A 26,356-nucleotide genomic window follows, 5' to 3' on the forward strand; every position below is an offset into this window, starting at 1 on the left:
ATAAATGGAAATATGGTAATACTATCATATTTTTAGAAAATTTAATCAATTCCGACAATTATAACTTGAACAATAAAATGTTAATTGTTAGAATGATTCGTAAATACATTTATTTTATCGCTTTAAAGTGATACATATAATGTGCAACTAATAGTATAGAGGTGGAATGACTATGGGTAATAAATTAGATAGCTACAGACAAGAAATTGTCTCATTAAACGATCAGATTTTAGAGTTATTATCTCGACGTGGTGAACTAGCTCAAAAAATTGGAGAAGAAAAAATTAAACAGGGTACACGTGTATATGACCCTCAACGTGAAAAGGAAATGATTAACGATCTTTTAGATAAGAATAATGGTCCGTTTAATGATAATGTGATTAAACAATTATTTAAAGAAATTTTTAAAGCCTCTACAGATTTACAAAAATCAGAGAATGAAAAACATTTATACGTATCTAGAAAATTAAAACCTGAAGATACAATTGTTCATTTTGATAATGGAGGTAAATTTGGAGAAGGTTATAAATCATTTGTTTTTGGTCCATGTTCAGTAGAATCGCAAGAACAAGTAGATACAGTTGCTGCTGATTTACAAGCAAAAGGTGAGAAATTTATACGTGGTGGAGCGTTTAAACCACGTACGTCCCCATATGATTTCCAAGGTTTAGGTGTTGAAGGTCTTAAAATCTTAAAAAATGTTAAAGATAAATATAATTTAAATGTCATTAGTGAAATCGTAAATCCAAATGATTTTGAAGTTGCAGATGAATATCTTGATGTTTTCCAAATTGGTGCACGTAATATGCAAAACTTTGAACTTTTAAAAGAGGCTGGTCGTACAAATAAACCAATTCTGTTAAAACGTGGATTATCAGCAACAATTGAAGAATTCACATATGCTGCAGAATATATCGCATCTCAAGGTAATAGAAATATTATCTTATGTGAGCGTGGAATTAGAACATATGAAAAAGCAACTAGAAACACATTAGATATTTCTGCTGTACCAATATTAAAACAAGGTACACACTTACCTGTGATGGTCGATGTAACACACAGTACTGGTAGAAAAGACATTATGTTACCGACTGCAAAAGCTGCACTTGCTGTAGGAGCAGATGGCGTTATGGCAGAAGTACATCCAGATCCTTCAGTAGCATTAAGTGATGCAGGACAACAAATGGATTTAAAAGAATTTAATGAATTTTATAATGAATTAAAATCACTAGCAGACTTATATAACCAAAAGAAATTAAAATAATCGATAATGAAATTAAAGCTACTTCATTGAACAAAAGGTATTTTGTAATGAAGTAGCTATTTTTGGTTTGAATTTAATTTATTTGTACAAAATATATCTTTTAATATGCATCATTAGAAATTTTGTTTTAAAGTGAATATAATTTAAATCTACAATTTTTCTGACAGAAATGTGAACAACAAAACAAATTTATTTCACTGCATCTTTAAATATGGTAAACTTTGAAAATAATATGAAAACACGGTATAATAGCGTATAAAACGCTTGCAAGGAGGAAATTATGACAGTAACAATTTATGATGTGGCAAGAGAAGCCAGAGTGTCGATGGCAACTGTTTCTCGTGTTGTTAATGGTAACCAAAACGTAAAGCCTGAAACTCGAAATAAAGTGAATGAAGTAATTAAAAAATTAAACTATCGTCCAAATGCAGTTGCACGTGGGCTTGCTAGTAAACGTACTACGACAGTAGGTGTGATTATTCCTGATATTTCAAATGTTTATTATTCACAACTTGCACGTGGTTTAGAAGATATTGCTACAATGTATAAATATCATTCAATCATTTCAAATTCAGATAATGATCCTGAAAAAGAAAAAGAAATTTTTAACAATCTTTTAAGTAAACAAGTAGATGGTATTATATTCTTAGGAGGTACAATTTCAGAAGAAATCAAAGAATTAATCAACCAATCATCAGTACCAGTCGTTGTATCAGGTACGAATGGTAAAGATGATCATGTTGCTTCTGTTAACATTGATTTTGAAAAAGCTGCTCAAGAAGTAACACAACATTTAATTGACCAAGGTGCTAAGAAATTTGCATTAGTTGGTGGTGATTATTCTAAGAAAGCCCAAGAAGATGTTTTAGATGGTTTAAATACAGTGCTATCTGATAATAATCTAATATTAGAAGATGCGCTTCATTTAACAGGGGCTGAAAGTTACAAAGAAGGCATGAAAGTTTTTGATGAAATGAAAGATAACTTACCTGATGCTGTATTATCAATCAGTGATGAACAAGCGATCGGTGTGTTACACGGCGCATTAGATTCAGGTATAAAAGTTCCTGAAGATTTACAAATCGTTAGTTTTAATAATACGCGTTTAGTAGAAATGGTTAGACCACAACTTTCAAGTGTAATACAACCATTATATGATATTGGTGCTGTTGGAATGAGATTATTAACTAAGTATATGAATGAAGAGGAAATTGAAGAACCTAATGTGATTTTACCTCATAGAATTGAATATCGTGGTACTACAAAATAATTAAATAATATACGTACTATGTAATAAACACCCCATAAATTAGACTGATAACTAATTTATGGGGTGAAATTATTTGGATGTAAAATCATACCAACTTGCTATTAAATCTGCTACACGTGCATTTTTTTCTGAAATTTCATCAGTTCTAGGTATATACGTATAATCATTCAAACGGTCTTCCCATCTTTTTGGAAGTGTCACTGAGCTATAATGTTTCCATTTATTAATCCAAGTTAATGGTAAATAACCTTTTTGAATAGGCTCATTAATTAAACTTAAATATAAATGACTCCAGGCACGAGGCACAACTCTCCATAAATTATAACCTCCGCCACCAAACATAATTATTTTATTATGAGTATATTTTTCAGCAAGTGCTTTAATTATATAAGGTAGTTGATATAAAGAATTTAAAGTACAACTTATATGTGTTAGCGGATCTCTGTAATGAATATCCACTCCATTGACGCTTAAAATGATATCAGGTTTAAATGCTGCAATGACAGGTTCAACTGTAGATTTAAATGAGCGCAAGAATGATTCATCTTCTGTATAAGGTTCTAATGGTACATTGACTGAATAACCATAACCGATATCTTCACCACGTTCAGTATAATGTCCAGAACCAGGAAATAAAAACTTACCAGTTTCATGGATAGAATAGGTTAATACATCATTGCTCGTATAAAAACTCCACTGAGTACCATCTCCATGATGTCCGTCTGTATCAATAATCATTACTCTTTGATTATAATGATTAACTAAATATTGAGCAGTTATAGCTACATCATTATAAATACAAAAGCCATTTGCACGACCTGGTAAAGCATGATGCAAGCCACCACCTAAATGACAACCATTTGTATAAGTACCGTCCATAATCTTATCTGCTAAGTTTAAAGCACCACCTACAATACGAGAACAATGACGATGCATATGTCTAAATGGAACTGTATCATCATTAAAACCATATTTTTTAGCTTCTTCAGAACTTAAGATGCCATGTGATGCATGTTTAATCGCTTGTATATAATCATAACGATGTATCAAAGCGAGTTCATCTTCTGTAGCAATTCGAGGTGTTAAAATATTTTCATTAGATAAAAACTGTGCATCTATTAAAAGTTCAGTTGTTAATTTTAAACGCATTTGATTAAAAGGATGCTCATTATTAAATCTATATTTTAAAATTTCATCTGAGTATACATAACCTGTTTTATTTTTATTACTCATAAGCTCATTCCTTTCAATCTGCTAATAAAAGAAGCGGTTTTGAAATCTAATATCGTCGAAAGCATGTTGTTGATCTAAACTAATTCTTTTACCAATTCTAGCCATTAAACAATTTGCTGGATGACTTGTAATTTCTGGATCATCTGTAGCAAAGACTTCTAAACCGCCTTTTTGCATTAATTTTTGCATTAACCGTTTATATTCAAATACATCTAGTTGGGCATGTTTTAAGTCCCAATGCCAATAATATTCAGTTGTTAAGACAATATAATCTTCAAATTCATCAGCTGATAAACTGATTTGAATTAATCTCCCACCTAAATGTAAATGACGGTAACCTTTGCTTAACTCGATTGCACCAAGCTCAATTAAATAGGGGAGTTGGCCAGTAGACCATCTTTCTAATTCATCTGGATAATGATACGTAACATAACCTATAATATGTTTGTCTCTCCGAATAATATAAACTCTACCTTCAGGTAACGTAGTAATTTCTAATAAAGCTTCAAATTGTTCATTGTAGGATCTAAATGCATTTAATCCATCGTCGAAAGTAAGCGTTTTCAAAAAAGAATATGAAACAGGGCCTTCTATTATAAAATGCTGATCTTCTAAGTATATATTCTCTTTAATATAAGATTTTATATGTTGCATATCTTCACCTCCTAATTAAAACCTCCTTGTTCTTTATACTTATTATACTTTTCTTGATGTAAAATGACAAAAATGATGTCAATTATAATTAAATGTTTTGAATAATGTGACAATTATATGTATAATTCACTATAAAGAAAGCGATTTCATAAATCGAAGGGGGATTTTCTTATGAAAGTTGAAGTATATAAAAGTGAACCTGGAAATTATAATTTGCAAGATTATGAACAAACGTATAATAACTTTGATTGGAAAGATGTTGAAAAGGCATTCTCTTGGAATAAGACAGGAAAAATCAACATGGCGTATGAATGTATAGATAGACATGTTGATGAGGGTAAGGGAGAAAAGATAGCATTAAACTATAAAGACGAACGTCGTCATGAATCATACACATTTGAAGAGATGAAAAAATACTCAAATAAAGCAGCCAATGTTTTAAAAAATAAAGCTAATGTTCAAAAAGGGGATAGAGTATTTATTTTCATGTCAAGAACACCAGAATTGTATTTCGCTTTCTTAGGTATTTTAAAAATTGGTGCAATTGTTGGACCACTATTTGAAGCATTTATGGAAAAAGCTGTGGCAGACAGACTTGAAAATAGTGATGCTAAAGTCATTGTTACAAATAAAGCATTAATACCACGAATTCCAAAAGATAAATTACCTAACTTGGAAACAATTGTTGTAGTAGATGACGATGTGGATGAGGCATATGTTGACTTTAATACTGAATTTAAAAAAGCTAGTGATGAGTTTGATATTGAATGGTTAAATGAAGATGATGGCTTAATTTTACATTATACATCTGGCTCTACCGGTCAACCTAAAGGTGTGCTACATGTTCAAAAAGCAATGTTAGTTCACTATATTTCTGGAAAATATGTATTAGATTTACAAGAAGATGATGTTTATTGGTGTACAGCAGATCCAGGTTGGGTAACTGGAACGTCATATGGTGTCTTTGCTCCATGGTTAAATGGTGTTACAAACTGTATTGTTGGTGGTCGATTCTCTCCAGAACAATGGTACAAAATGATTCAAGACTTTAAAGTAACAGTTTGGTACACTGCACCAACGGCTTTACGTATGTTAATGAGTGCTGGTGACGATATTGTAGAAAAATATGATTTGTCATCATTACGTTCAATCTTGTCTGTTGGTGAACCACTCAATCCAGAAGTTATTAAATGGTCTAAAGACGTTTTCCATAAACGTGTCTTAGATACTTGGTGGATGACTGAAACTGGTGGACATATGATTGTTAACTATCCTGCCATGGACATTAATTTAGGTTCAATGGGTAAACCATTACCTGGCATCGAAGCAGCTATAGTAGATGATGAAGGTAAAGAATTGCCACCTAATAGAATGGGTAACTTAGCAATCAAAAAAGGATGGCCATCTATGATGCATTCTATCTGGAAAAATCCAGAAAAATATGATTCTTACTTTATCGGAGATTGGTACGTTTCAGGGGATTCTGCATATAAAGATGAAGACGGGTATTATTGGTTCCAAGGACGTGTAGATGATGTGATTATGACTGCTGGTGAACGTGTAGGCCCATTTGAAGTTGAATCTAAGTTAGTAGAACATGAAGCAGTGGCTGAAGCAGGTGTCATCGGTAAACCAGATCCTATACGTGGTGAAATTATTAAAGCATTCGTAGCACTGAGACAAGGTTATGAACCAACTGATGAATTAAAAAATGATATTCGCCAATTTGTAAAAGAAGGACTGTCTGCACACTCTGCACCTCGAGAAATTGAGTTTAAAGATAAACTACCTAAAACTCGTTCAGGTAAAATTATGAGACGTGTATTAAAAGCTTGGGAATTAGATTTAGATGCTGGTGACTTAAGTACAATGGAAGATTAAAAATTGACATTTGAAAAATGAATTTACAAAACTCTATTTTCATACATTAACGTCAATAAGTAGCGAAAAGGACCTAATTATTTTTAGGTCCTTTTTATGTGTAGAATTTAATGGTATTTTTGAAAACGCTATCAAATATTCGACATCAATAAATAAGTCGGTTATTATTAAAGATGTAAGAGCAACTGAATCATGTACATAACTGATTCTTACACTTATTTTTATAATTTTATAAATATTTATAAGGGGTTGAAATAAGTTGGCACATTTATCAGATTTAGAAATTGCAAACCAATCAAAATTAAGACCTATTAGTGAAATTGCTAATGAGGCAGGAATTTCAGATGAAGCTTTAGAACAATATGGACATTATAAAGCTAAAATTGATATAAACCAAATTAAACCTAAAGACAATAAAGGTAAAGTAGTATTAGTAACTGCTATGAGTCCAACTCCAGCTGGAGAGGGTAAATCAACAGTAACAGTAGGATTATCAGATGCTTTCCATGAACTAAAGAAAAGTGTCATGGTAGCTTTACGTGAACCTGCTTTAGGACCTACTTTTGGTATTAAAGGTGGCGCAACAGGCGGCGGTTATGCACAAGTATTACCAATGGAAGATATTAACTTACATTTTAATGGTGATTTCCATGCTATTACTACTGCAAATAATGCTTTATCTGCTTTCATAGATAACCATATACACCAAGGTAATGACTTAGGCATAGATCAACGTAGAATTGAATGGAAACGTGTTCTAGACATGAATGATCGTGCACTACGTCATGTAAACGTTGGTTTAGGTGGTCCAACTAACGGTGTGCCACGTGAAGATGGATTTAATATTACTGTTGCCTCAGAAATTATGGCTATTTTATGTTTAAGTCGTAATATTAAAGATTTAAGAGAAAAAATAAGTAAAATAACAATTGGATATACACGCGATCGTAAACCAGTTACCGTTGCAGATTTAAAAGTTGAAGGCGCATTAGCTATGATTTTAAAAGATGCAATTAAACCTAACTTAGTACAGACAATTGAAGGTACACCTGCATTAGTTCATGGTGGCCCATTCGCTAACATTGCACATGGTTGTAATTCTATTTTAGCTACAGAAACAGCGAGAGACTTAGCTGATATTGTTGTCACAGAAGCAGGCTTTGGTTCAGATTTAGGTGCTGAGAAATTTATGGATATCAAAGCCCGTGAAGCTGGTTTCGAACCTTCAGCTGTCGTCTTAGTGGCAACAGTTCGTGCTTTAAAAATGCATGGCGGAGTCACTAAGGATAACTTGAAAGAAGAAAATGTAGATGCAGTTAAAGCTGGTATTGTTAACTTAGAACGACACGTTAATAATATTAAAAAATTTGGTGTAGAACCAATTATTGCAATTAATGCATTCATTCATGATACAGATGCTGAAGTAGAATTTGTTAAATCATGGGCAAAAGAAAATGGCGTAAGAATTGCTCTAACTGAAGTTTGGGAAAAAGGTGGCAAAGGCGGAGTTGACCTCGCTAATGAAGTTCTAGAAGTTCTAGATCAACCACAAAATTTCAAACCACTTTATGAATTAGAACAACCACTAGAAGATAAAATTGAAACAATTGTTAAAGAAATTTATGGCGGTTCAAAAGTAACATTCACTAGTAAAGCTCAAAAACAATTAAAACAATTTAAAGATAATGGTTGGGATCATTACCCAATTTGTATGGCTAAAACACAATACTCATTTAGTGATGATCAAACAGCATTAGGAGCACCAAGTGATTTCGAAATCACAATCCGTGAATTAGAAGCTAAAACTGGTGCAGGATTTATCGTTGCATTGACAGGTGCAATTATGACAATGCCAGGTTTACCTAAAAAACCTGCTGCATTAAACATGGACGTAACTGATGATGGACATGCAATAGGATTATTCTAAAATATATAGTTAACCCCTTGATAATTTATTGAATATTATCAAGGGGTTATTTTTAATTTGATGATTTTTTAGGTTTAGTTAATAAATGAGTTTTAATATTATATTGTTTTGCTTTTTGATATTCTGCCTTTGTAATTTTTTCTTCTACTAGCATACGTTTTAGAACATAATGTTGTCTTTGTATGCTATATTCAATTTCATTTGCAGGTTTTAAGTTACCATTTTCGTCATAGGGTGTATAACCATATGGACTTTGTAATAACCCAATAAGATAAGCGGATTGAGCGATATTTAAATGTTCCGCTGAAACACCGAATAAACTATAAGATGCAGATGAAATACCAGTGATATTAGCACCGTTATAATCTCGTCCAAATGGAACAATATTTAAATAGGTGTAGATAATTTCCTTTTTGCTTAATATATCTTCAAGTCGTTGAGCTAGTATAATTTCATTAGCCTTACGACTATATGTTTTTTCATTAGTTAACACTTGATTTTTAACTAATTGTTGTGTAATGGTGCTGCCACCAGAACTATGTTCTTTCTGAGATAAATCTTGAAACATTGCTCTTAAAATGGCTTTTGGAAGAATGCCGTTATGCTGGAAAAATAAAGTATCTTCTGAAGACGTTAGCGCTTTAATAACATCTGGATTCACATGTTTAGGACCTACTATTAATGGATTAAGTGAATGATCATATTCATATAAGATGTCCTTGTTTTTATAATTAATTAAATCATCTCCAGCAAAGTGAATGACTTTATGTTTTAATGCATTATCACTTATTGATGATGCTTCTTTAGTTAGTTGGTGAAAATAAACTAGGGCAGCTAATAAGATAATAAGTGTAAACACTACACCGATTATAAAAACTGAAACAATGATGTGTTTAATTCGTTTATATAATTTTTCAAATCGAAACAAATTATCATGTTGCCGATGTTGTTTCATATTATCCATAGCAAACCTCCTTATTTTAGCTTATTATATCATACTCGGTAAGTTGACTTTTAAAATAATGTTAACTATAATTAGATTCAAATACATAGGTTTCAGATGAAGGACAAGTAGCTTTGTAGAGAATTTCAGAGAGTTAGTGGTTGCTGTGAACTAATATTTTCTATTTTGTGAATACACCTTTTTATTACAAGTCTGACGTTTGATTAATGAACGTATCATTAAGAGAGATATTAGGTTAAAGAATATCCAACAATTTTGGACACTTAGATAACTAAACGTTTGAGTATTATACCAAATGAATTAGTTTTAGAATTGTGGATGATTCACTTATGAAGCCTAAATTTAAGTATGGTGGTACCGTGCAAATGCGCCCTTACATTGATGAGATGTAGGGGCATTTTTTTGTTTAATTGTATATCTAATACACTTTTGATTATAGTAACTTTGAAAGTTATTGATATTTAGATATTCAGTAAAATATGATATGAACCATTTAAACTTAAAAGGCTTATCTTTCAATCACACTTACATCTAAACTTATGATAATAAAAGAATATTTTTAGGAGGAATTGAATAATGTCAAATGCATTAATTGAAGATTTAAAATGGCGTGGACTTATATATCAACAAACTGATGAAGCGGGAATTGAAGAATTATTAAATAAAGAACAAGTAGCTTTATATTGTGGTGCAGACCCAACAGCAGATAGTTTACACATTGGTCATTTGCTTCCATTTCTAACTTTAAGACGTTTCCAAGAACATGGTCATCGTCCGATTGTATTAATCGGTGGCGGTACAGGTATGATTGGTGATCCATCTGGTAAATCAGAAGAACGTGTATTACAAACCGAAGAACAAGTAGAAGCTAATGTACAAGGTATTAGTCAACAAATGCATAAACTATTTGAGTTCGGTACAGATAAAGGTGCAACTTTAGTTAACAATAAAGATTGGTTGGGGCAAATCTCGTTAATTAGCTTTTTACGTGACTATGGTAAACATGTTGGTGTTAACTATATGCTAGGAAAAGATTCTATTCAAACAAGATTAGAACATGGTATTTCTTATACAGAGTTCACATATACTATTTTACAAGCAATTGACTTTGGTCATTTGAACCGTGAATTAAATTGTAAAATCCAAGTAGGTGGTTCAGATCAATGGGGTAATATTACAAGTGGTATCGAATTAATGAGACGTATGTATGGACAAACTGAAGCATATGGTTTAACTATTCCTCTAGTAACTAAATCTGATGGTAAGAAATTTGGTAAATCAGAATCTGGTGCTGTTTGGTTAGATGCAGAAAAGACAAGCCCTTACGAGTTTTATCAATTTTGGATAAACCAATCAGATGAAGATGTAATAAAATTCTTAAAATACTTTACTTTCTTAAGCAAAGAAGAGATTGATCAATTAGAACAATCTAAAGAGGAAGCACCACATAAACGTGAAGCACAAAAAGCATTAGCTGAAAATGTAACTCGTTTTATCCATGGTGAGGCTGCTTTAAACGATGCCATTAGAATTTCACAAGCATTATTTAGTGGAGATTTAAAATCATTATCAGCTAAAGAATTAAAAGAAGGTTTCAAAGATGTACCTCAAGTTGAATTATCTAAAGAAACTACAAATATTATTGAAGCATTAATTGAAACAGGAATTGCTACTTCAAAACGTCAAGCGCGTGAAGATGTTAATAATGGCGCAATTTATATTAATGGTGAACGTCAACAAGATGTAAATTATGAACTTTCAGATCAAGACAAAATCGAAGACGAATTTACTATTATTCGTAGAGGTAAAAAGAAATACTTTATGGTTAATTACAAATAACTTATTTAAGATCATGAATCAATTACCTAAAGATCTAAATTGGTGTGTGGGAGGTTAAAACTTGAATAAAGAAGAAGTCATCATGATAGGGTTGAGAAACATGTTTAATAAAATTGCTTGGCTAAATAAAGATGAAATGCAAGAAGCTCTAAAAGAATACAAATCAAGTGAAGTTCATTGTATTGAAGCCATACATGACTTAAAAAACCCTAATGTTAAAAGTTTAACTGAACAATTATTTATGACAAGAGGTGCCATAAGTAAATTGACAAAACGTCTTCAAACAAAATCGTTGATTGAAAGTTATCGAAGCGATAGTAATAAAAAAGAAATATATTTTCGACTTACACCAAAAGGTCAACAAGTTTATAACACACATCAGCAACTACATGCTAAGTTTGAAGCAAGAGATCGAGTGGTATTCGACAATTTATCACAAGAAGAATTTGATAGTATATATCAATTTATTGAAAGATATAATAACCATTTAGATGATGAAATTAAGAAAAATGAATTACAACTTTAAATAAATTTAGAAAGTTATAGTTTCGAGAATGAGGCATTATTGATGCCTCATTTTTATTTTTCAAATTTTTATTGTTGACAAGGAAACAAAATAGGTGTAAATTTGTTGACGTAGAAACAAAAAGGAGTCAACTTATGTCAGAATATAAAGCACAAAGTCAACAAATTCCAAAAGAAACGATGTATGCAGCATGGGCTATTGCTATAGGTGCTATCGCTCCAATGTTAGATTCAACGATGATCAACATTGGTATCAAACAATTAAACCAAACATTTCATACTAGTATTGATATTGTTCAATGGGGAATTACAGGATATATTCTAGCTTTAGCTATTGCTATTCCATTCTCTGGTTGGTTAATGAATCAATTCAATAGTAAAAATGTATTTATAATAGCAATGTCATTATTCGGTTTAACTTCATTAATGGTTGGACTTAGTAATTCAGTTAACGTATTTATTCTATTTAGAATTGTTCAAGGTTTTAGCGCAGGTGTTATCACTTCTCTTATGTTTACTTTATTAGTTAAGACTGCAGGTCAAGAACATATAGGTAAGGTAATGGCTATTGTAAGCACCCCAATGATCTTTGGACCTATATTAGGACCTACGTTAGGTGGTTTTATTATTCACTTTGCATCTTGGAGATGGATGTTTTTTATTAATATATTAGTAACTGTTATTTCGGTACCACTTATGATGAAATACGTACCATCTTTTAAACCATTTAACAAAGATAAATCGTTAGACGCTATTGGAATTGCTATGTTAGGAATTATTAGTACAAGTTTAATATATGGTATCACCGAAGCAGGAGATAAAGGTACATTTTTGGATCCTTTAGCAGTTTTTTTATAACTGTAGGTGTGATATTTATTGTTGGTTATGTCATTTATAATTTAAGAAATCAATTTAATACGATATTACCTATTAACTTATTTAAAAGTAAAACTTACTCAGCTTCAATGTTAGGATTACTTTTGGCTAATATAGGTATTATGGGACCAATGGTTATACTGCCGTTATTCTTTCAATCTTTTAAACATTATTCTGCAATCGAAGCAGCTTTAGCATTAATACCTCAAGGGGTAGGGATGTTGATCACACGTCCATATATAGGTAAATATATTGATAGAATAGGTGCAAAATACGTTATTATGATAAGTATTGTGATTGCTATTATCGGCACTTTACCATTAGCTTTTGTAGATCAACATACATCTATCTGGTGGATATCTCTAATATTATTTATTCGAGGATGTAGCGTGGGTGGTATAAATCTTGGATTGATGGCAGATGCATATAAAGGTGTGTCAGAATCACAATTATCAGAGGCTGGTGTTGGCATCAATATGATAGAGAATGTTGGTGCTAGTTTTGGAACAGCCATTATCGCTACTGTAGTCGCTTCTAACATTTCAAAATCTGCTATGCATGATGTTATCAGTAAGCAATTAACAGGATTTCATGAAGGATTTGTGGTTTCTGTGATAGCTATTTTATTTATATTAATTCCAGCGTTATTTTTAACTAAAAATAAACAAGGTATTGATGAATCTTAATTTCATCAATACCTTGTTTTACTATTATTGTGCAAATTGACTTTGTCTTTCTGAAGATGACTGTGTAGATGTTTGTGTTTGTTTTTTTAATTTAACATCAATACTTTTAGTTTTACCATCTCGGATAACTGTTAATTTAATATGCTCTCCGGGTTTCTTATGTTCATATAAATAAGTTCTTAGATCAGTATCTTCTTTAACAGTTTTATTATCAACTTTTGTTATAATATCACCTTTTTTAAGGTTACTATCATGACTCACTTTAGCAACATAAACACCAGATTGACTATCGGTATTCATTTCTTTTCTGTATGATTCAGGGATATCTTGTAAATTGATTAATCCTATACCAATAGATGGACGTTCGATTTTCCCATGCTTAACTAATTGCTCAATTGTAACTTTTACTTCATTACTAGGAATAGCAAATCCAATTCCTTCGACTTGTTCAGATGCAATTTTCATTGAGTTGATACCAACTAAATTACCATTAATATCTACAAGTGCACCACCAGAATTACCTGGGTTGATCGCTGCATCAGTTTGAAGTACATTTACTTTTGTATTGCCACCAGTCGTATTAGCATCAATTGTGCGTTCATTTGCAGAAATAATACCAGATGTGACTGAATTTGCAAATTCTAAACCGAGTGGGTTACCCATTGCAAACACGCTATCTCCTGTTTGAACTTTTGATGAATTTGCAAAATCGATTGATTTGATACCTTTAGTATTATCTATTTTTAATACAGCAATGTCTGTAACAGCATCTTTGCCGACCAGTTTAGCTTTAACTTGTTTTGAATTGTGTAATTGTACTTTTATCTCAGATGCACCATCAATAACATGGTTATTTGTTACGATATAAGCAGAACCGTCACTAATTTGATAAATAACACCTGAACCTATACCAGCTTCTTCTGGTTTAGAAGTTTTTCCTTTTAATAAATCATCAAGGTTATTTGATTTTTGCATATTAATAACTCCAACAATAGCTGGAGAAACATCTTTAATCATCTCATGGACAGAATCATATTTATCACTTTTTCCATCTAATTGATTACCGCCTTTACTATTTGACGCTTCATTAACCGTTGCACCATCATGATTTAATACAGTTTGATTAAGTATCTTACCAATTCCAAGAACGAGTAAGGCACCAATAATACCTGCAATTAATGCAACTAAAATGGTTTTAAACCACGGAAACTTAGGTTTATTATATCGAGATGGTTGTTGTTGAGAATCATAAGATTGATTCGATTGTGTATAATCTGACATATTTGACCTCCAATTTTAATAATCTCTACTCTTAATTATGTAATTTTTTTCACAAAAACGCTAGTCTTCTGCTATCAGACTTTAGACTTATTTAGAAGTTATCTTGTTCATATTGCAGGTAAATGATAAAATCTATATGTTAAATAGAAAACTATATAAGTAGGTGTAACGATGTATAAAGTGATAAGTAGTATTTTATATTTTATTTTAGTTAAATTAGGCAAATCACTATTTGTTATTGGTAAAGAAAACATTCCCAAAGACAATAATTATGTTGTGACTTGTACACATGAAAGTTATAACGAGGTTATAATGTTAGGTATGGCAATTTATCCAAATCAAATTAACTATATGGCTAAGAAAGAATTATTTAGTAATAAATGGGGCGGGAAATTCCTGAGCTCATTAAATGCGTTTCCTGTTGATAGAGAAAACCCAGGTCCAAGTACATTGAAACGACCAATTAAATTACTAAAAGAAAATAAAACTGTAGGCATATTCCCAACAGGTCATAGAACATCAATGGAAGGTGCACCATTAAAAAGAGGTGCAGCTACAATAGCTATGTTAGGTAAAGCACCTATTTTACCAGCTGCATATGTAGGACCTAAAGCATTACATGGATTAGTGACTGGGCAAGCTTTACTTAAATTTGGAGAGCCAATTGATACAAGTGATATTCCTAAAGAGTTAAAGAGAAATGAAAAAGTAGAATATTTAACTAAAGAAATTGAACGTAGAACAACTGCGCTTCAAAAAGAATTAAATGAAATAGCTAAAAATTTATAGTAAAACAATAAAGGTTGGATAATGATTCAAGTACGAATAAATCATTATCCAACCTTTTAATTTTCAGTGATATTAATAAAATAAATAAGTACTAACAATTGTAAAACTAAACTTATTGTTTAATTTTCTCGAATTTATCTTCACTGTCTGGTTTATCATCAGGCGAGTCAATCGTATATATTGCCTTTTTACCCACTTTTAAATATCCTGTTTCTCCGCCTAAATTTGCTTTAGCTAAATTTTTATGGTCTTTATCATCTTTAATAGACCCTTCAAGTGACATACCGTCAATAGTGACTTTGAGTGATTCACCTTTAATCGTAATGATATCTCCATCACTATTTTGCCATTTTCCTTCAGCTTGTTTAGTAGGGCTACTAGAACATGCTACTAATAATATACTTAAAATTGAAATTAAAACTAAAAACTTTTTCACGTTGCACCATCCTCCTTAAATATTGACTTTATTTTATCAAACAAACAAAATGTTGTGTATAATACATTTTGTATAATTTATTTTAAATGAATTAATATAAAGTTAAATATTAAGCTATTTATAGATGTATTTAATATCTTTTTTTCGAATTAAAAAGAAAGATTTCAAAAAATCACTAATTAAATATCTTGAAAAGTTCATAATTAGAGCGTATTAGCAATTTTAATTATCTTCTTATTCTGATACAATATTTAAGGATAATAATTGATGTGACGGCATTTAAGAACGCTTTCATTAAATATTAACTATAAATAACGTTGAATTATATAGTTTTGGATATCAAATACATAATTGTTGTAATTCAATCGAAAAGGGGAGAATTGAATGTATAAATTTTTTCAGAACTTAGGTCGTTCATTAATGCTTCCTGTTGCTGTCTTACCTGCTGCAGCGATTATAGTAGGGATTGGTAACGCACTTAATGCATTACATGTTTTACCTCAAGTAGCTCTATTTTTTGTAGCAGTGGGTACAACTATTTTAGGGCAATTGGGAATACTATTTGCCATTGGTGTAGCAATTGGTATGGCTAAGAAAAATGATGTTGCCGTTGCACTTGCCGCAGCATTAGGTTTCTTTGTTGTTACACAAGTACTATCACCTAAAAATTTAGCACCTATTTTACATATGAAACAAAGTTCCATAGATTTATCATTTGAAAAAATGGATAATGCTAATGTTTTTGTAGGTATTATTATTGGTTTAATTGCAGCATATACCTATAATAAATTTAGTGACACTGAATTACCAGTTGCATTATCGTTCTTTAGTGGGAAACGTTTAGTTCCAATACTAACAGCCTTTTTCTGTACTTTCTTAGCAATTATATTATTATTTGTTTGGCCAGTTGTATATGGTGCAATCATGACATTTGGAACATGGATTGTAGGTATGGGGCCATTTGGAGCCTTTATATATGGTGTAGCGAATCGACTATTAATTCCAACTGGTCTACATCATGCATTAAACACTGTATTTTGGTTTGATACAATTGGCATTAATGATATCGGTAAATTCCAAACTGGTAAAGATGCTGTTCATGGTATAACAGGTCGATATCAAGCTGGTTTCTTCCCAATTATGATGTTTGGTATGCCAGCAGCGGCATTAGCGATGTATCATACTGCTAAAACTTCACAACAAAAGCAAGTTTATGGCTGGTTTTTAGGAAGTGCTATTGCTGCATTCTTCGTTGGTGTCACTGAACCTATTGAATTTGCGTTTATGTTTGTAGCACCTGTATTATATGTTATTCATGCTTTCTTAACAGGTCTATCACTATTTATTGCAGCACTTTTCCATTGGACAGCAGGATTCTCATTTAGCGCTGGTCTTATAGATTATCTATTATCATTAATTAATCCAGTATCTAATCATCCACTCATGTTACTAGTACAAGGTGTTGTATTCTTTATCTTATACTACGTCATCTTTAGATTTGTTATTCAAGTATTTAACTTAAATACTATTGGTCGTGGAGATAATGAATTAGCTGATCCAACAGACGAAGATGCTATTGAAAAAGAAAATGATAATGGTAAACCAACTAAAACAAGTAAATATACTAAGTCAGCTTCACAAATACTGGAAGGTTTAGGTGGTAGCCAAAATATTACTACCTTAACTAATTGCGCAACAAGACTAAGACTCGAACTTAAAGACAATTCAAACATTGATGAACAAAAAATCAAGAACGCTGGAGCTGTTGGTGTAACTAAAAGTGGTCAACATTCTACGCAAGTGATTATAGGTACACATGTTCAACAAGTAGCAGATGAAATTGAAAAACAAATGGAACAATAATATTAAAGTAGAGCAAATTCATTTTTGAATTTGCTCTATTTATTTTCACCATGTATATTATATAGTATCAGAATTTTCTGAAAGGGAGTAAGATAGATGAAGTCAGTTTTATTTGATGTTGATGGTGTATTTTTAAGTGAAGAAAGATGTTTTGATGTTTCGGCATTAACAGTATATGAATTGCTAATGGATAATAATTATTTAGGTTTGGATAATAACAATAATTTAAACCATCTTGATGATGACATAATTTCAAATGTAAGGTCTAACATCTTTGTGAATGATAAAGTATTGCATCAATTAAAATCATTAGGTCTTAATTCTAATTGGGATATGCTCTATATTGTATTTTGTCTACATTTTATTAAAATCTTAAAGCTACTGCCATTAGACAAGATTGAAAATGTATTACAAACAAAGTCTATAAAACCATCGCAATTACAATTAATAGGTCAGTCTATAACCAAAGATTATCAAATTGATTATAATTTACCACTTACTTTTTTAAATTCGGTTGATAGTGGGAAAGAGAATATTTTTGCATCTTTAAAGGAATTTGCTAAAAGTGAGCTTAGTGTGAGTAATGTATCACTATTTGAATTTAAAAGTTCATTATGGTATTTAACGCAATCTATATATCAAGAATGGTATTTAGGATCAACCCTATTCGAGACTGTTGAAGGTCAATTAGCATATAAAAGTGATAAGAATGGCTTTATACATCAAGAAATTGTCATTCGTCCAGTTGAAGAATTGCAAAGTTTGTTTAATGATTTGAAAAATGAAGGCTATCTTATTGCAATAGCAACAGGTCGACCTAGAACTGAAACGCTTGTGCCTTTTGAATCATTAGAATTGTTACCGTACTTCGACAATAATAATATTGTGACAGCAAGTGAAGTGATGAAGGCAGAGAATTTATATCCTAATTATAAGCCATTAGGTAAACCTAATCCTTTTAGTTATATTGCTACATTAAATGGTAATAAAGAAGAAGAATATTATAAATATGCTTCGGTACAGAATGATATTGTAAATAAAGAAGATGTTTTTATAGTAGGGGATTCTTTAGCAGATTTATTAAGTGCTAAGAAAATTGGTGCTACTTTTATAGGAACATTAACAGGATTAAAAGGTAAGCAAGCTAAATCAGAATTAGAGTCATATGAAGCGGATTATATTATTAATCATGTTGGTGAATTAAGACAAATTTTATTATAAAAATAAGCTACAGAATACATGAGTGATGTACTGGATACAACATTCATATATTTCTGTAGCTTTAATTATTTTAAGGTTTAAATCGTTAGCTTAGTACTTATAATTTTATTAAATGGTACGACTTGATTTAACTCTTCAATAATTTGTTGAGGTGCTTGTTGATCAATAGAGAGAATCATTAATGCCTGTCCACCTTCATCAGTTCTTCCTAAAGTCATTGACGCAATATTTATACCTTTAGAACCTAATAAGTTTCCAGTTTTACCTACAATACCAGGCTGGTCATTATGACATGTAACAATTTGATATTGATTAGGTTTAAAATCTAATGAGAAGTTATTAATTCTAACAATTCTAGGACCGAAACCGGCTAATACTGTACCACCGATTTTAATTGAATCTTTATCATTAGATAATGATAATTCAATATAATTACTGAAACCAGAATCATTTTTATTCTTTTCAATATTGTATGATACATCTTGTTTATTTAATAAAGCAAGGGCATTTATAATATTAACTTCATCTGCAAAATCTTCTTTTAATATATGAGTAACTATAGTTCTTGTAATTAGACTAGTATCTGCTTTTGCAACATCACCGTCATAAGTCATTGTAATTTTACTTGGTGCACCACTTAATAATTGTATTCCAAATTCTCCAAGTGTTGTAGCTAAAGATAAATAATCTTTAACGTTTTGATCTACGTTATTCAAATCCATCTTAGGTGCATTAACGGCATTTTTGACAGTACCATTTGTAAGAATATCTTTCATTTCATTAGAAACTGATATAGCTACTTTTTCTTGAGCTTCTACCGTTGAAGCTCCTAAATGAGGTGTCACTATAATATTATCGTGTTCAATTAGTGGTGAATCTGTAGGCGGTTCATGTTCAAAAACATCAATTGCTGCCCAAGAAATAAGTGACTGATCTAATGCATTTACAAGTGCTTGTTCATCAATAATACCGCCTCTTGCAACATTTATAATTTGTAAGTTTGGCTTAGCTTTTTTGAAAAATGCCTCTCCTACAATACCTTTCGTTTTAGGTGTAAGTGGCGTATGGACTGTGACAAAGTCGGCATTTTCAGCAATTTCGTCAACTGTTGCTAATTTAATGTCTAATGTTTTTGCTTTATCTTCGGTTAAATAAGGGTCAAAAGCTAAGATATTCATACCAAAACTTTGCGCACGTTTGGCTACACCTAAACCAATACGACCTGCACCAATAACACCTAATGTTTTGTTATATAATTCAGTACCACGAAAAGCTTTACGGTTCCATTCACCTGATTTTAAAGATTGATGCGCTTGAGGAATATTTCGAGCCATAGCTAAAATCATTGCGATTGAATGTTCGGTTGCAGATATTGTATTACCGTCTGGTGCATTGATTACTAAAATCCCTTTTAAAGTAGCTGAGTCGATGTCGATATTATCTACGCCCACGCCAGCTCTTGCAATTACTTTTAAGTTTGAAGCGGCTAGAATGATTTTATTCGTAACTTGTGTTTGACTGTGTACAATTAATCCTTCATATTCGGGAATAATATTGATTAAGTCATCTTCTGATAAATCGGTTTTTATATCAACTTCAAATTGTTCATCTTCCAATAAACTCTTTATACCCTCATTTGAAATAGGGTCGGACACTAAAATTTTATGACTCATGATGAATCACCTCCATGAATTTAGATATACCTGTTCCGATATAATTAGTTTTTCTTGCTTCAGTAAGGATTAGTTCTAAAGCTGATACGACGGATAATATATCAAATGGAGAAATCTTACCCATATGTCCTATTCTTAGGATTTTCCCTTTTAAATGTCCTTGTCCTCCGGCAATTGTAATATTAAATCGGGATTTAAGTTGGTTTTTAATTAATGATAGTTCATCTTTTGTATTAGGAATGAAAGCTGTGACAGTAGGGGAAGCTACATCATCATCATCAACTAATAATTTAAGGTTTAAGGCTGTTAAAGCAGCACGGAGAGCATCTCTTATAAGATAGTGTCTTTCAATAACATGGTTGAAGCCCTCATGTTTAACCAAATCAACATATGCATTAACGCCTCTAAATAGCGCAACATTAGGTGTAAAAGGCGTTGAGTGATTATTTGCTGAATCAATATATTTATTTAAATCAAGATAGAATCTAGGTGTAGTTACTTCGTTAAATCTTTGCTTTGCTCTATCATTATAAGCTACAAATGCCAATCCAGGAGGTAGCATAATAGCTTTCTGACTACCTGAAACTAAGACATCTATATTGTCTTTGACTAAATCTACTTCAACAGCTCCAATACAGCTAACGCCATCCACTACAAAAAAGATATCTTTATCATATGTTTTAAGTGATTTTCCTAGTTTATGGATAGGGTGTAAAACGCCAGTTGATGTTTCACAAAATTGAGAGAACACAGCTGTTATTTTTACATTTAGTGATTTGATATAGTCTATAAACTGGTCAACATTAACTGATTTTCCCCAAGTAACCTCAAAGACGTGCACATTGCTATAATACGTTTCAGCTATTTGTTTGAACCGATTACCAAATGCACCTGAAACTATAATGACAATATGATCGTCAGGGTTAGCGATATTTAACATACTTGCTTCAAGTACGCTTGTACCACTTGAAGTTAATATTAAAATATCGTTTTGTGCGCCAAATATCGGTTTTAAGCCGCTAAATGCTTCTTCAGCAATCGTCTCAAAATCGGGAGAACGATGACCTACCATAGGTAATTGAATTTGAGCCATAATTTCATCAGGTACAGGGGTTGGTCCAGGTGTAAGTAAAAGGGGTTGATAATAATGCATAAAATATTCCTCCAACTGTAAGATTTAATTATTTTAACAAATATTCTGAAAATTTAAAAGATAAAATTAAAAGCTACCAGTCCGATTATTATTAATCACAAAAGAACTGATAGCTAGAATGTATTATTTAATTGTTGGTTTAATATGTACAGCAACGTTATTGCGAATTGAGTTAGAGATCATACAGTTATTGTCAGCAATTTTTAACAATTTAGGTAATCGATTTTCAAGACTTTCTCTATTATGTGGTGCAACTTCGATTTCAGGATAATGCGTAATGGAATCCATTCTGAATTTAGCATTTTCAAATATAGCAGTGCCTATAGATGATTGTGTTATAGAAATATCATCGTAACCTGCTCTTTCAAGTGTAGCTGCTAATGAAATAATGTAACATGAAGAGGCAGCACTAACTAATAATTCGTCTGGATTCGTACCGACACCATTTCCGCCAAGTGTACTAGGTATAGATATTTGCTCATTAATAATATCTCCTGTAACGTTGCCAACTTCATTTCTACCACCATGCCATTTTGTTTGAACTTTAAAATCATGTTGAACCATTTAAATTGACCTCCTGTGTCATTATGGTAACTTAAGTTTAGAATATATCTAAACAAATTAAAAGAAAGGTGACTCTCATGACAATTGAACGACCAAACCAATCATTCAAATTAATCGCGCATAGAGGATTACCTAAAGATTATCCAGAAAATACATTGATTGGGTATCAACATGCGTTAGATTTACCGATTGATATGTTAGAAATTGATTTGCATTATACTAAAGATAACAAACTAGTTGTAATTCATGATGATACAATTGATCGTACTTCTAATGGAAAGGGAAAAGTAAAAGATTATACACTAGATGAGTTAAGACAATTTGATTTCGGATCAAATCATGATGGTCAACCGAATCATGTACAGATTCCCACATTTGATGAAGTGCTACAATTACATTCAAATAGTTCTAAAACATTACTTATTGAAATTAAAAAGCCAAGTCAATACCCAGGTATTGAAACAATGATTGTAGACAAACTTAAAGAATATAAAGTTCCAACTAAAAAAGTGATTTTACAATCATTTGATTTTAATAGTGTGAAAAAACTTTCAGATATGAAAATAGAATATGAATTAGGAGTATTAATTAGTAAGAAAAAATATTGGTATAAGTTACCTAACTTTAAAGAAATCGCTCAAGTAGCCAATTATGTAAATCCTAACTTTAGTCTCGTAAATAAACATTTTATGGACAAAGCACATAGCGAATATTTAAAGGTTATGCCTTATACAGTTAATGAGACGAAAGATGCAAATCATCTTATCAACTTAAAAGTGGATGGCATTATAACAGATATACCAGATAAATTGTAAATAGAAGAGGAGAAACAAACGTAACGTTAGTTTCTCCTTTTTTAAAGATTAAAAGATATAAAAAAACACCCAATCTCCAAATGGAAATTGGGTGGAAAATATAAACCAATTATCTTGAGTAGTACTCAACGATTAATTGTTCATTTATTTCAGCTGGTAACTCGCTACGTTCAGGGAAACGAACGAAAGTTCCTTTTAAGTTGTCAGCATCAAAGTTTAAATATTCAGGTACGAAGTTGTTGATTTCAACAGACTCAGTAATGATATCTAATTTTTGTGATTTTTCACGAACGCTGATTTCTTGACCAGGTTTTAATGAATATGATGGGATGTCTACGCGACGGCCATCAACTTCAATGTGACCATGGTTAACTAATTGACGTGCTTGACGACGAGTACGTGCTAAACCTAATGAATAAACTACTGCGTCTAAACGACTTGCAAGTAAAATCATGAAGTTTTCACCGTGTACACCGTATTGTTTAGCAGCGATGTCAAAAGTGTTACGGAATTGACGTTCTGTCATTCCATATAAATAACGTAATTTTTGTTTTTCACGTAATTGTAAACCATATTCTGATAATTTTTTACGTTGGTTTGGACCATGTTGTCCTGGTGCGTAAGGACGTTTTTCTAATTCTTTACCTGTACCGCTTAATGAAATACCTAAGCGACGAGATTTTTTCCAGTTTGAACCTCTGAATCGAGCCATAATAAGACTCCTCCTTTTTCTTTTTTGTTGTTATGAATAAACAAAAAAGAGTGTTATATGCTTATTAAGATATGTTGTTTTATGTGTCTTCACCTTATAGCGACAGTTACACGACACGTCCACATTGGGAACAACATAGCGCTCAATAATATACAACTGCTATTTTCGTTAATTCACACAAATTTCATTGTACCAGTTTATATAGAAGAGTCAATACTTTTATACTAAATTAGTTATATTTGATTTTCTATAATCGAAACGATTTTTTCCAATCCTATTCTATCTTGATCATTAAATCTATTTTTTATTGGCGCATCAATATCTAAAACGCCTATAATTTTACCATCCTTATGAATTGGTACAACAATTTCTGAATTACTATTTGCATCACAAGCAATGTGACCTGGAAATTGATGGACATCTTTCACAACTTGTGTTTCATTAGTAGAGACTGCAGTTCCGCATACACCTTTTCCGATTTGAATGTGGACACAAGCAGGATGACCTTGAAAAGGACCTAAGATAAGTTCGTTTTCCTCTATTAAATAGAAGCCGACCCAATTAATTTTATCCATATTGTCATTAATAAGCGCAGAGGCATTACTTAATATAGCAATTAAATTAGTTTCATCTTCTATTAGACTAGAGAGCTGTTTTTGTAATAAGTCATAATTTGTATTTTTAATGTCTATCATAACCTGTCCCCTTAAATAATATTTTACAATAGTATAAGGTGTTTAAAATATTCTATCAATAAATACATTTTCTGATTTAATGAAACGATAAATTACGTTATAATAATGAATGATAACATAGGAGGAGAAGTACATATGGTGTTATATATCATTTTAGCAATAATTGTTATTATACTGATTGCTGTAGGTATAATGTTTTATTTGCGCTCGAACAAACGACAGCTCATTGAAAAGGCTGAAGAACGTAAAGTTGAAATTGAAACTCTACCTTTTGACCAAAACATTAAAAAATTATCAAGCTTAAACTTGAAAGGTGAAACTAAAACTAAATACGACGCAATGAAAAAAGACAACTTAGAAAATACTAATAATTACTTAGCTCCTGTTGAGGAAAAAATTCACAATGCTGAGGAGTTATTAGATAAGTTTAATTTTTCAGGTGCTCAAGCTGAAATCGATGATGCTCACGAATTAATGGATCAATATGAAGCTAGTTATAATAACCAAGTTTCACAAGTAGATGAGATTTTAGCACTACATAAAGATAATGAATCGTTATATGAAAAGTGCAAAGTTGATCATCGTGAAATGAAAAGGGATATTTTAGCTAATCGTCATCAATATGGTGAAGCTGCAAATCCATTGGAAACAGAAATTGAAAATTTTGAACCTAAATTATCTCAATATGAAGTATTAAAAGCTGATGGCAATTATGTGCAAGCACACAATCATATTTCAGCATTACATGAAGAGATGCAAAGTTTAAAAGAATATATGGAAGAAATTCCAGAATTAATCCGTGAAGCACAAAAAGAATTACCTGGTCAATTCCAAGACTTGAAATATGGTTGCAGAGATCTAAAAGTAGAAGGATACGATTTAGACCATGTCAAAGTTGATGGAACAGTTCAAAGCTTGAAAACAGAATTAAGTTTTGTTGAACCTATGATTAGTAGATTAGAATTAAACGAAGCAAATGATAAACTTGAATATATCAATGATAAATTAGATGAAATGTATGATTTAATTGAACATGAAGTTAAGGCTAAAAATGAAGTAGAAGAAACTAAAGATGTTATCACTGATGATTTATTTAAAGCCAAAGACATGAATTATACATTGAAAACAGAAATTGAATATGTTCGTGAAAATTATTATATTAATGAATCAGATGTTCAAAGCGTAAGACAATTTGAAAATGAAATTCAAAATCTTATCTCTGTATATGATGAAATTCTTAAAGAAATGTCTAAATCTGCAGTTCGCTATAGTGAAGTACAAGATAATTTACAATATCTAGAAGATCACGTGAGCGTTATTAATGAAAAACAAGATAAACTACAAAATCATTTAATTCAATTACGTGAAGATGAAGCAGAAGCTGAAGATAATTTAATTCGCGTACAATCTAAAAAAGAAGAAGTTTATCGCCGATTACTTGCTTCTAACTTGCCAAGTGTTCCGGAAAGATTCATTATTATGAAAAATGAAATAGATTATGAAGTTCGTGAAGTAGATGAACAATTTAGTGATAGACCAATACATGTAAAACAATTAAAAGACAAAGTTGCTAAAATTGTTATTCAGATGAACACATTTGAAGATGAAGCTAATGATGTATTAGTTAATGCAGTTTACGCTGAAAAACTAATCCAATACGGTAATAGATATCGTAAAGATTACCAAAGCATTGATAAAAGCTTAAACGAAGCGGAACGTTTATTTAAAAACAACCGTTACAAACGTTCAATCGAAATTTCAGAACAAGCACTTGAAAGTGTAGAACCAGGAATTACTAAGCATATTGAAGAACAAGTAATTAAAGAATAATTGATATTAATTAATAGAGACATGATTTCCATATAATTGGAAGTCATGTCTTTTATTTTTATAAAAAAATAGTATAATGCTTGAGTATGCTTATTTAGAATATTAAATGGTAAAATACCTCAATAATACATAATAATTATTAATATAAATAAACGAGATAAAACGCTATAAAAAATAGAAATGATTATCCTAAATGTTTAGATTA

General features: G+C 31.3%; 21 protein-coding genes and 1 pseudogene. 12 read left to right on the plus strand and 10 right to left on the minus strand.

Features of this window, described 5'->3' with window-relative positions; genetic code table 11:
* The first annotated feature begins 172 nt into the window (after positions 1-172).
* Together N524_RS0103370 and ccpA are read left to right on the plus strand one after the other, a co-directional pair.
* On the plus strand, positions 173-1,264 hold the full coding sequence (locus tag N524_RS0103370) for a bifunctional 3-deoxy-7-phosphoheptulonate synthase/chorismate mutase (protein WP_029055650.1): 1,092 nt from the start codon (positions 173-175) through the stop codon (positions 1,262-1,264).
* A 280-nt stretch (positions 1,265-1,544) separates the two neighbouring features.
* A complete protein-coding gene (gene ccpA / locus N524_RS0103375) occupies positions 1,545-2,534 on the plus strand; it encodes a catabolite control protein A (protein ID WP_017638256.1) in 990 nt (329 codons plus the stop codon).
* Positions 2,535-2,603: 69 nt separating this feature from the next.
* On the opposite strand, the gene N524_RS0103380 is transcribed toward ccpA, so the two are convergent.
* Complete coding sequence (locus N524_RS0103380; protein ID WP_029055651.1) at positions 2,604-3,767, minus strand: acetoin utilization protein AcuC; 1,164 nt, start codon at positions 3,765-3,767, stop codon at positions 2,604-2,606.
* A 21-nt stretch (positions 3,768-3,788) separates the two neighbouring features.
* A complete protein-coding gene (locus N524_RS0103385) occupies positions 3,789-4,421 on the minus strand; it encodes a GNAT family N-acetyltransferase (protein WP_017638254.1) in 633 nt (210 codons plus the stop codon).
* Between the two features lie 171 nt (positions 4,422-4,592).
* Between N524_RS0103385 and acsA the strand changes: the two genes are divergently transcribed.
* Together acsA and N524_RS0103395 are read left to right on the plus strand one after the other, a co-directional pair.
* Positions 4,593-6,302, plus strand: a complete 1,710-nt coding sequence (acsA, locus tag N524_RS0103390; RefSeq protein ID WP_029055652.1) for an acetate--CoA ligase — start codon at positions 4,593-4,595, stop codon at positions 6,300-6,302.
* 259 nt (positions 6,303-6,561) lie between these two features.
* Positions 6,562-8,229 (plus strand): formate--tetrahydrofolate ligase, encoded by a 1,668-nt coding sequence (locus N524_RS0103395; RefSeq protein ID WP_029055653.1) that lies wholly within the window; start codon positions 6,562-6,564, stop codon positions 8,227-8,229.
* Between the two features lie 52 nt (positions 8,230-8,281).
* Here N524_RS0103395 and N524_RS0103400 read toward each other — a convergent pair whose 3' ends face one another.
* Positions 8,282-9,193, minus strand: a complete 912-nt coding sequence (locus N524_RS0103400; protein ID WP_029055654.1) for a transglycosylase domain-containing protein — start codon at positions 9,191-9,193, stop codon at positions 8,282-8,284.
* Between the two features lie 576 nt (positions 9,194-9,769).
* Between N524_RS0103400 and tyrS the strand changes: the two genes are divergently transcribed.
* The 3 genes and pseudogenes from tyrS to N524_RS12730 all read left to right on the plus strand — a co-directional run bounded on the left by tyrS (position 9,770) and on the right by N524_RS12730 (position 13,119).
* On the plus strand, positions 9,770-11,032 hold the full coding sequence (tyrS, locus tag N524_RS0103405) for a tyrosine--tRNA ligase (RefSeq protein ID WP_017638250.1): 1,263 nt from the start codon (positions 9,770-9,772) through the stop codon (positions 11,030-11,032).
* A 61-nt stretch (positions 11,033-11,093) separates the two neighbouring features.
* Positions 11,094-11,558, plus strand: a complete 465-nt coding sequence (locus tag N524_RS0103410) for a MarR family transcriptional regulator (RefSeq protein ID WP_017638249.1) — start codon at positions 11,094-11,096, stop codon at positions 11,556-11,558.
* Between the two features lie 134 nt (positions 11,559-11,692).
* Positions 11,693-13,119, plus strand: a pseudogene (locus tag N524_RS12730) (MDR family MFS transporter).
* Positions 13,120-13,143: 24 nt separating this feature from the next.
* On the opposite strand, the gene N524_RS0103420 reads toward N524_RS12730, so the two are convergent.
* Entirely contained in the window at positions 13,144-14,400 is a 1,257-nt protein-coding gene (locus N524_RS0103420; RefSeq protein ID WP_017638247.1) for a S1C family serine protease, read from the minus strand.
* 171 nt (positions 14,401-14,571) lie between these two features.
* On the opposite strand from N524_RS0103420, the gene N524_RS0103425 reads away from it, so the two are divergent.
* Positions 14,572-15,189, plus strand: coding sequence for a lysophospholipid acyltransferase family protein (locus N524_RS0103425; protein WP_017638246.1), 618 nt, complete (start codon positions 14,572-14,574; stop codon positions 15,187-15,189).
* Positions 15,190-15,301: 112 nt separating this feature from the next.
* Here N524_RS0103425 and N524_RS0103430 read toward each other — a convergent pair whose 3' ends face one another.
* Complete coding sequence (locus N524_RS0103430; protein ID WP_017638245.1) at positions 15,302-15,625, minus strand: hypothetical protein; 324 nt, start codon at positions 15,623-15,625, stop codon at positions 15,302-15,304.
* Positions 15,626-16,009: 384 nt separating this feature from the next.
* Between N524_RS0103430 and nagE the strand changes: the two genes are divergently transcribed.
* Positions 16,010-17,488, plus strand: coding sequence for an N-acetylglucosamine-specific PTS transporter subunit IIBC (nagE, locus tag N524_RS0103435; protein WP_029055655.1), 1,479 nt, complete (start codon positions 16,010-16,012; stop codon positions 17,486-17,488).
* A gap of 96 nt (positions 17,489-17,584) precedes the next feature.
* Positions 17,585-18,709, plus strand: coding sequence for an HAD family hydrolase (locus N524_RS0103440; RefSeq protein ID WP_029055656.1), 1,125 nt, complete (start codon positions 17,585-17,587; stop codon positions 18,707-18,709).
* A 77-nt stretch (positions 18,710-18,786) separates the two neighbouring features.
* On the opposite strand, the gene serA is transcribed toward N524_RS0103440, so the two are convergent.
* From serA to N524_RS0103455, 3 genes are all read right to left on the minus strand, one after another.
* Positions 18,787-20,382 (minus strand): phosphoglycerate dehydrogenase, encoded by a 1,596-nt coding sequence (serA, locus tag N524_RS0103445; RefSeq protein WP_029055657.1) that lies wholly within the window; start codon positions 20,380-20,382, stop codon positions 18,787-18,789.
* Complete coding sequence (locus tag N524_RS0103450) at positions 20,372-21,535, minus strand: pyridoxal-phosphate-dependent aminotransferase family protein (protein ID WP_029055658.1); 1,164 nt, start codon at positions 21,533-21,535, stop codon at positions 20,372-20,374. Before N524_RS0103450 ends, serA begins: the two co-directional genes overlap by 11 nt.
* Before the next feature lie 123 nt (positions 21,536-21,658).
* Positions 21,659-22,099, minus strand: coding sequence for an OsmC family protein (locus tag N524_RS0103455; protein ID WP_029055659.1), 441 nt, complete (start codon positions 22,097-22,099; stop codon positions 21,659-21,661).
* Between the two features lie 77 nt (positions 22,100-22,176).
* On the opposite strand from N524_RS0103455, the gene N524_RS0103460 reads away from it, so the two are divergent.
* Entirely contained in the window at positions 22,177-22,914 is a 738-nt protein-coding gene (locus tag N524_RS0103460; protein WP_029055660.1) for a glycerophosphodiester phosphodiesterase, read from the plus strand.
* A gap of 109 nt (positions 22,915-23,023) precedes the next feature.
* Here the strand turns inward: N524_RS0103460 and rpsD are convergent, their stop codons facing one another.
* A complete protein-coding gene (gene rpsD / locus N524_RS0103465) occupies positions 23,024-23,626 on the minus strand; it encodes a 30S ribosomal protein S4 (RefSeq protein ID WP_017638238.1) in 603 nt (200 codons plus the stop codon).
* A 233-nt stretch (positions 23,627-23,859) separates the two neighbouring features.
* Entirely contained in the window at positions 23,860-24,321 is a 462-nt protein-coding gene (locus N524_RS0103470) for a GAF domain-containing protein (protein ID WP_029055661.1), read from the minus strand.
* Positions 24,322-24,456: 135 nt separating this feature from the next.
* Here N524_RS0103470 and ezrA point away from each other — a divergent pair, with 135 nt between their 5' ends.
* Positions 24,457-26,151, plus strand: a complete 1,695-nt coding sequence (gene ezrA, locus N524_RS0103475) for a septation ring formation regulator EzrA (RefSeq protein WP_017638236.1) — start codon at positions 24,457-24,459, stop codon at positions 26,149-26,151.
* Positions 26,152-26,356: the final 205 nt, after the last annotated feature.

This window comes from Staphylococcus sp. URHA0057 (assembly GCF_000620265.1).
GTDB classification, from domain to species: Bacteria; Bacillota; Bacilli; order Staphylococcales; family Staphylococcaceae; genus Staphylococcus; species Staphylococcus pasteuri.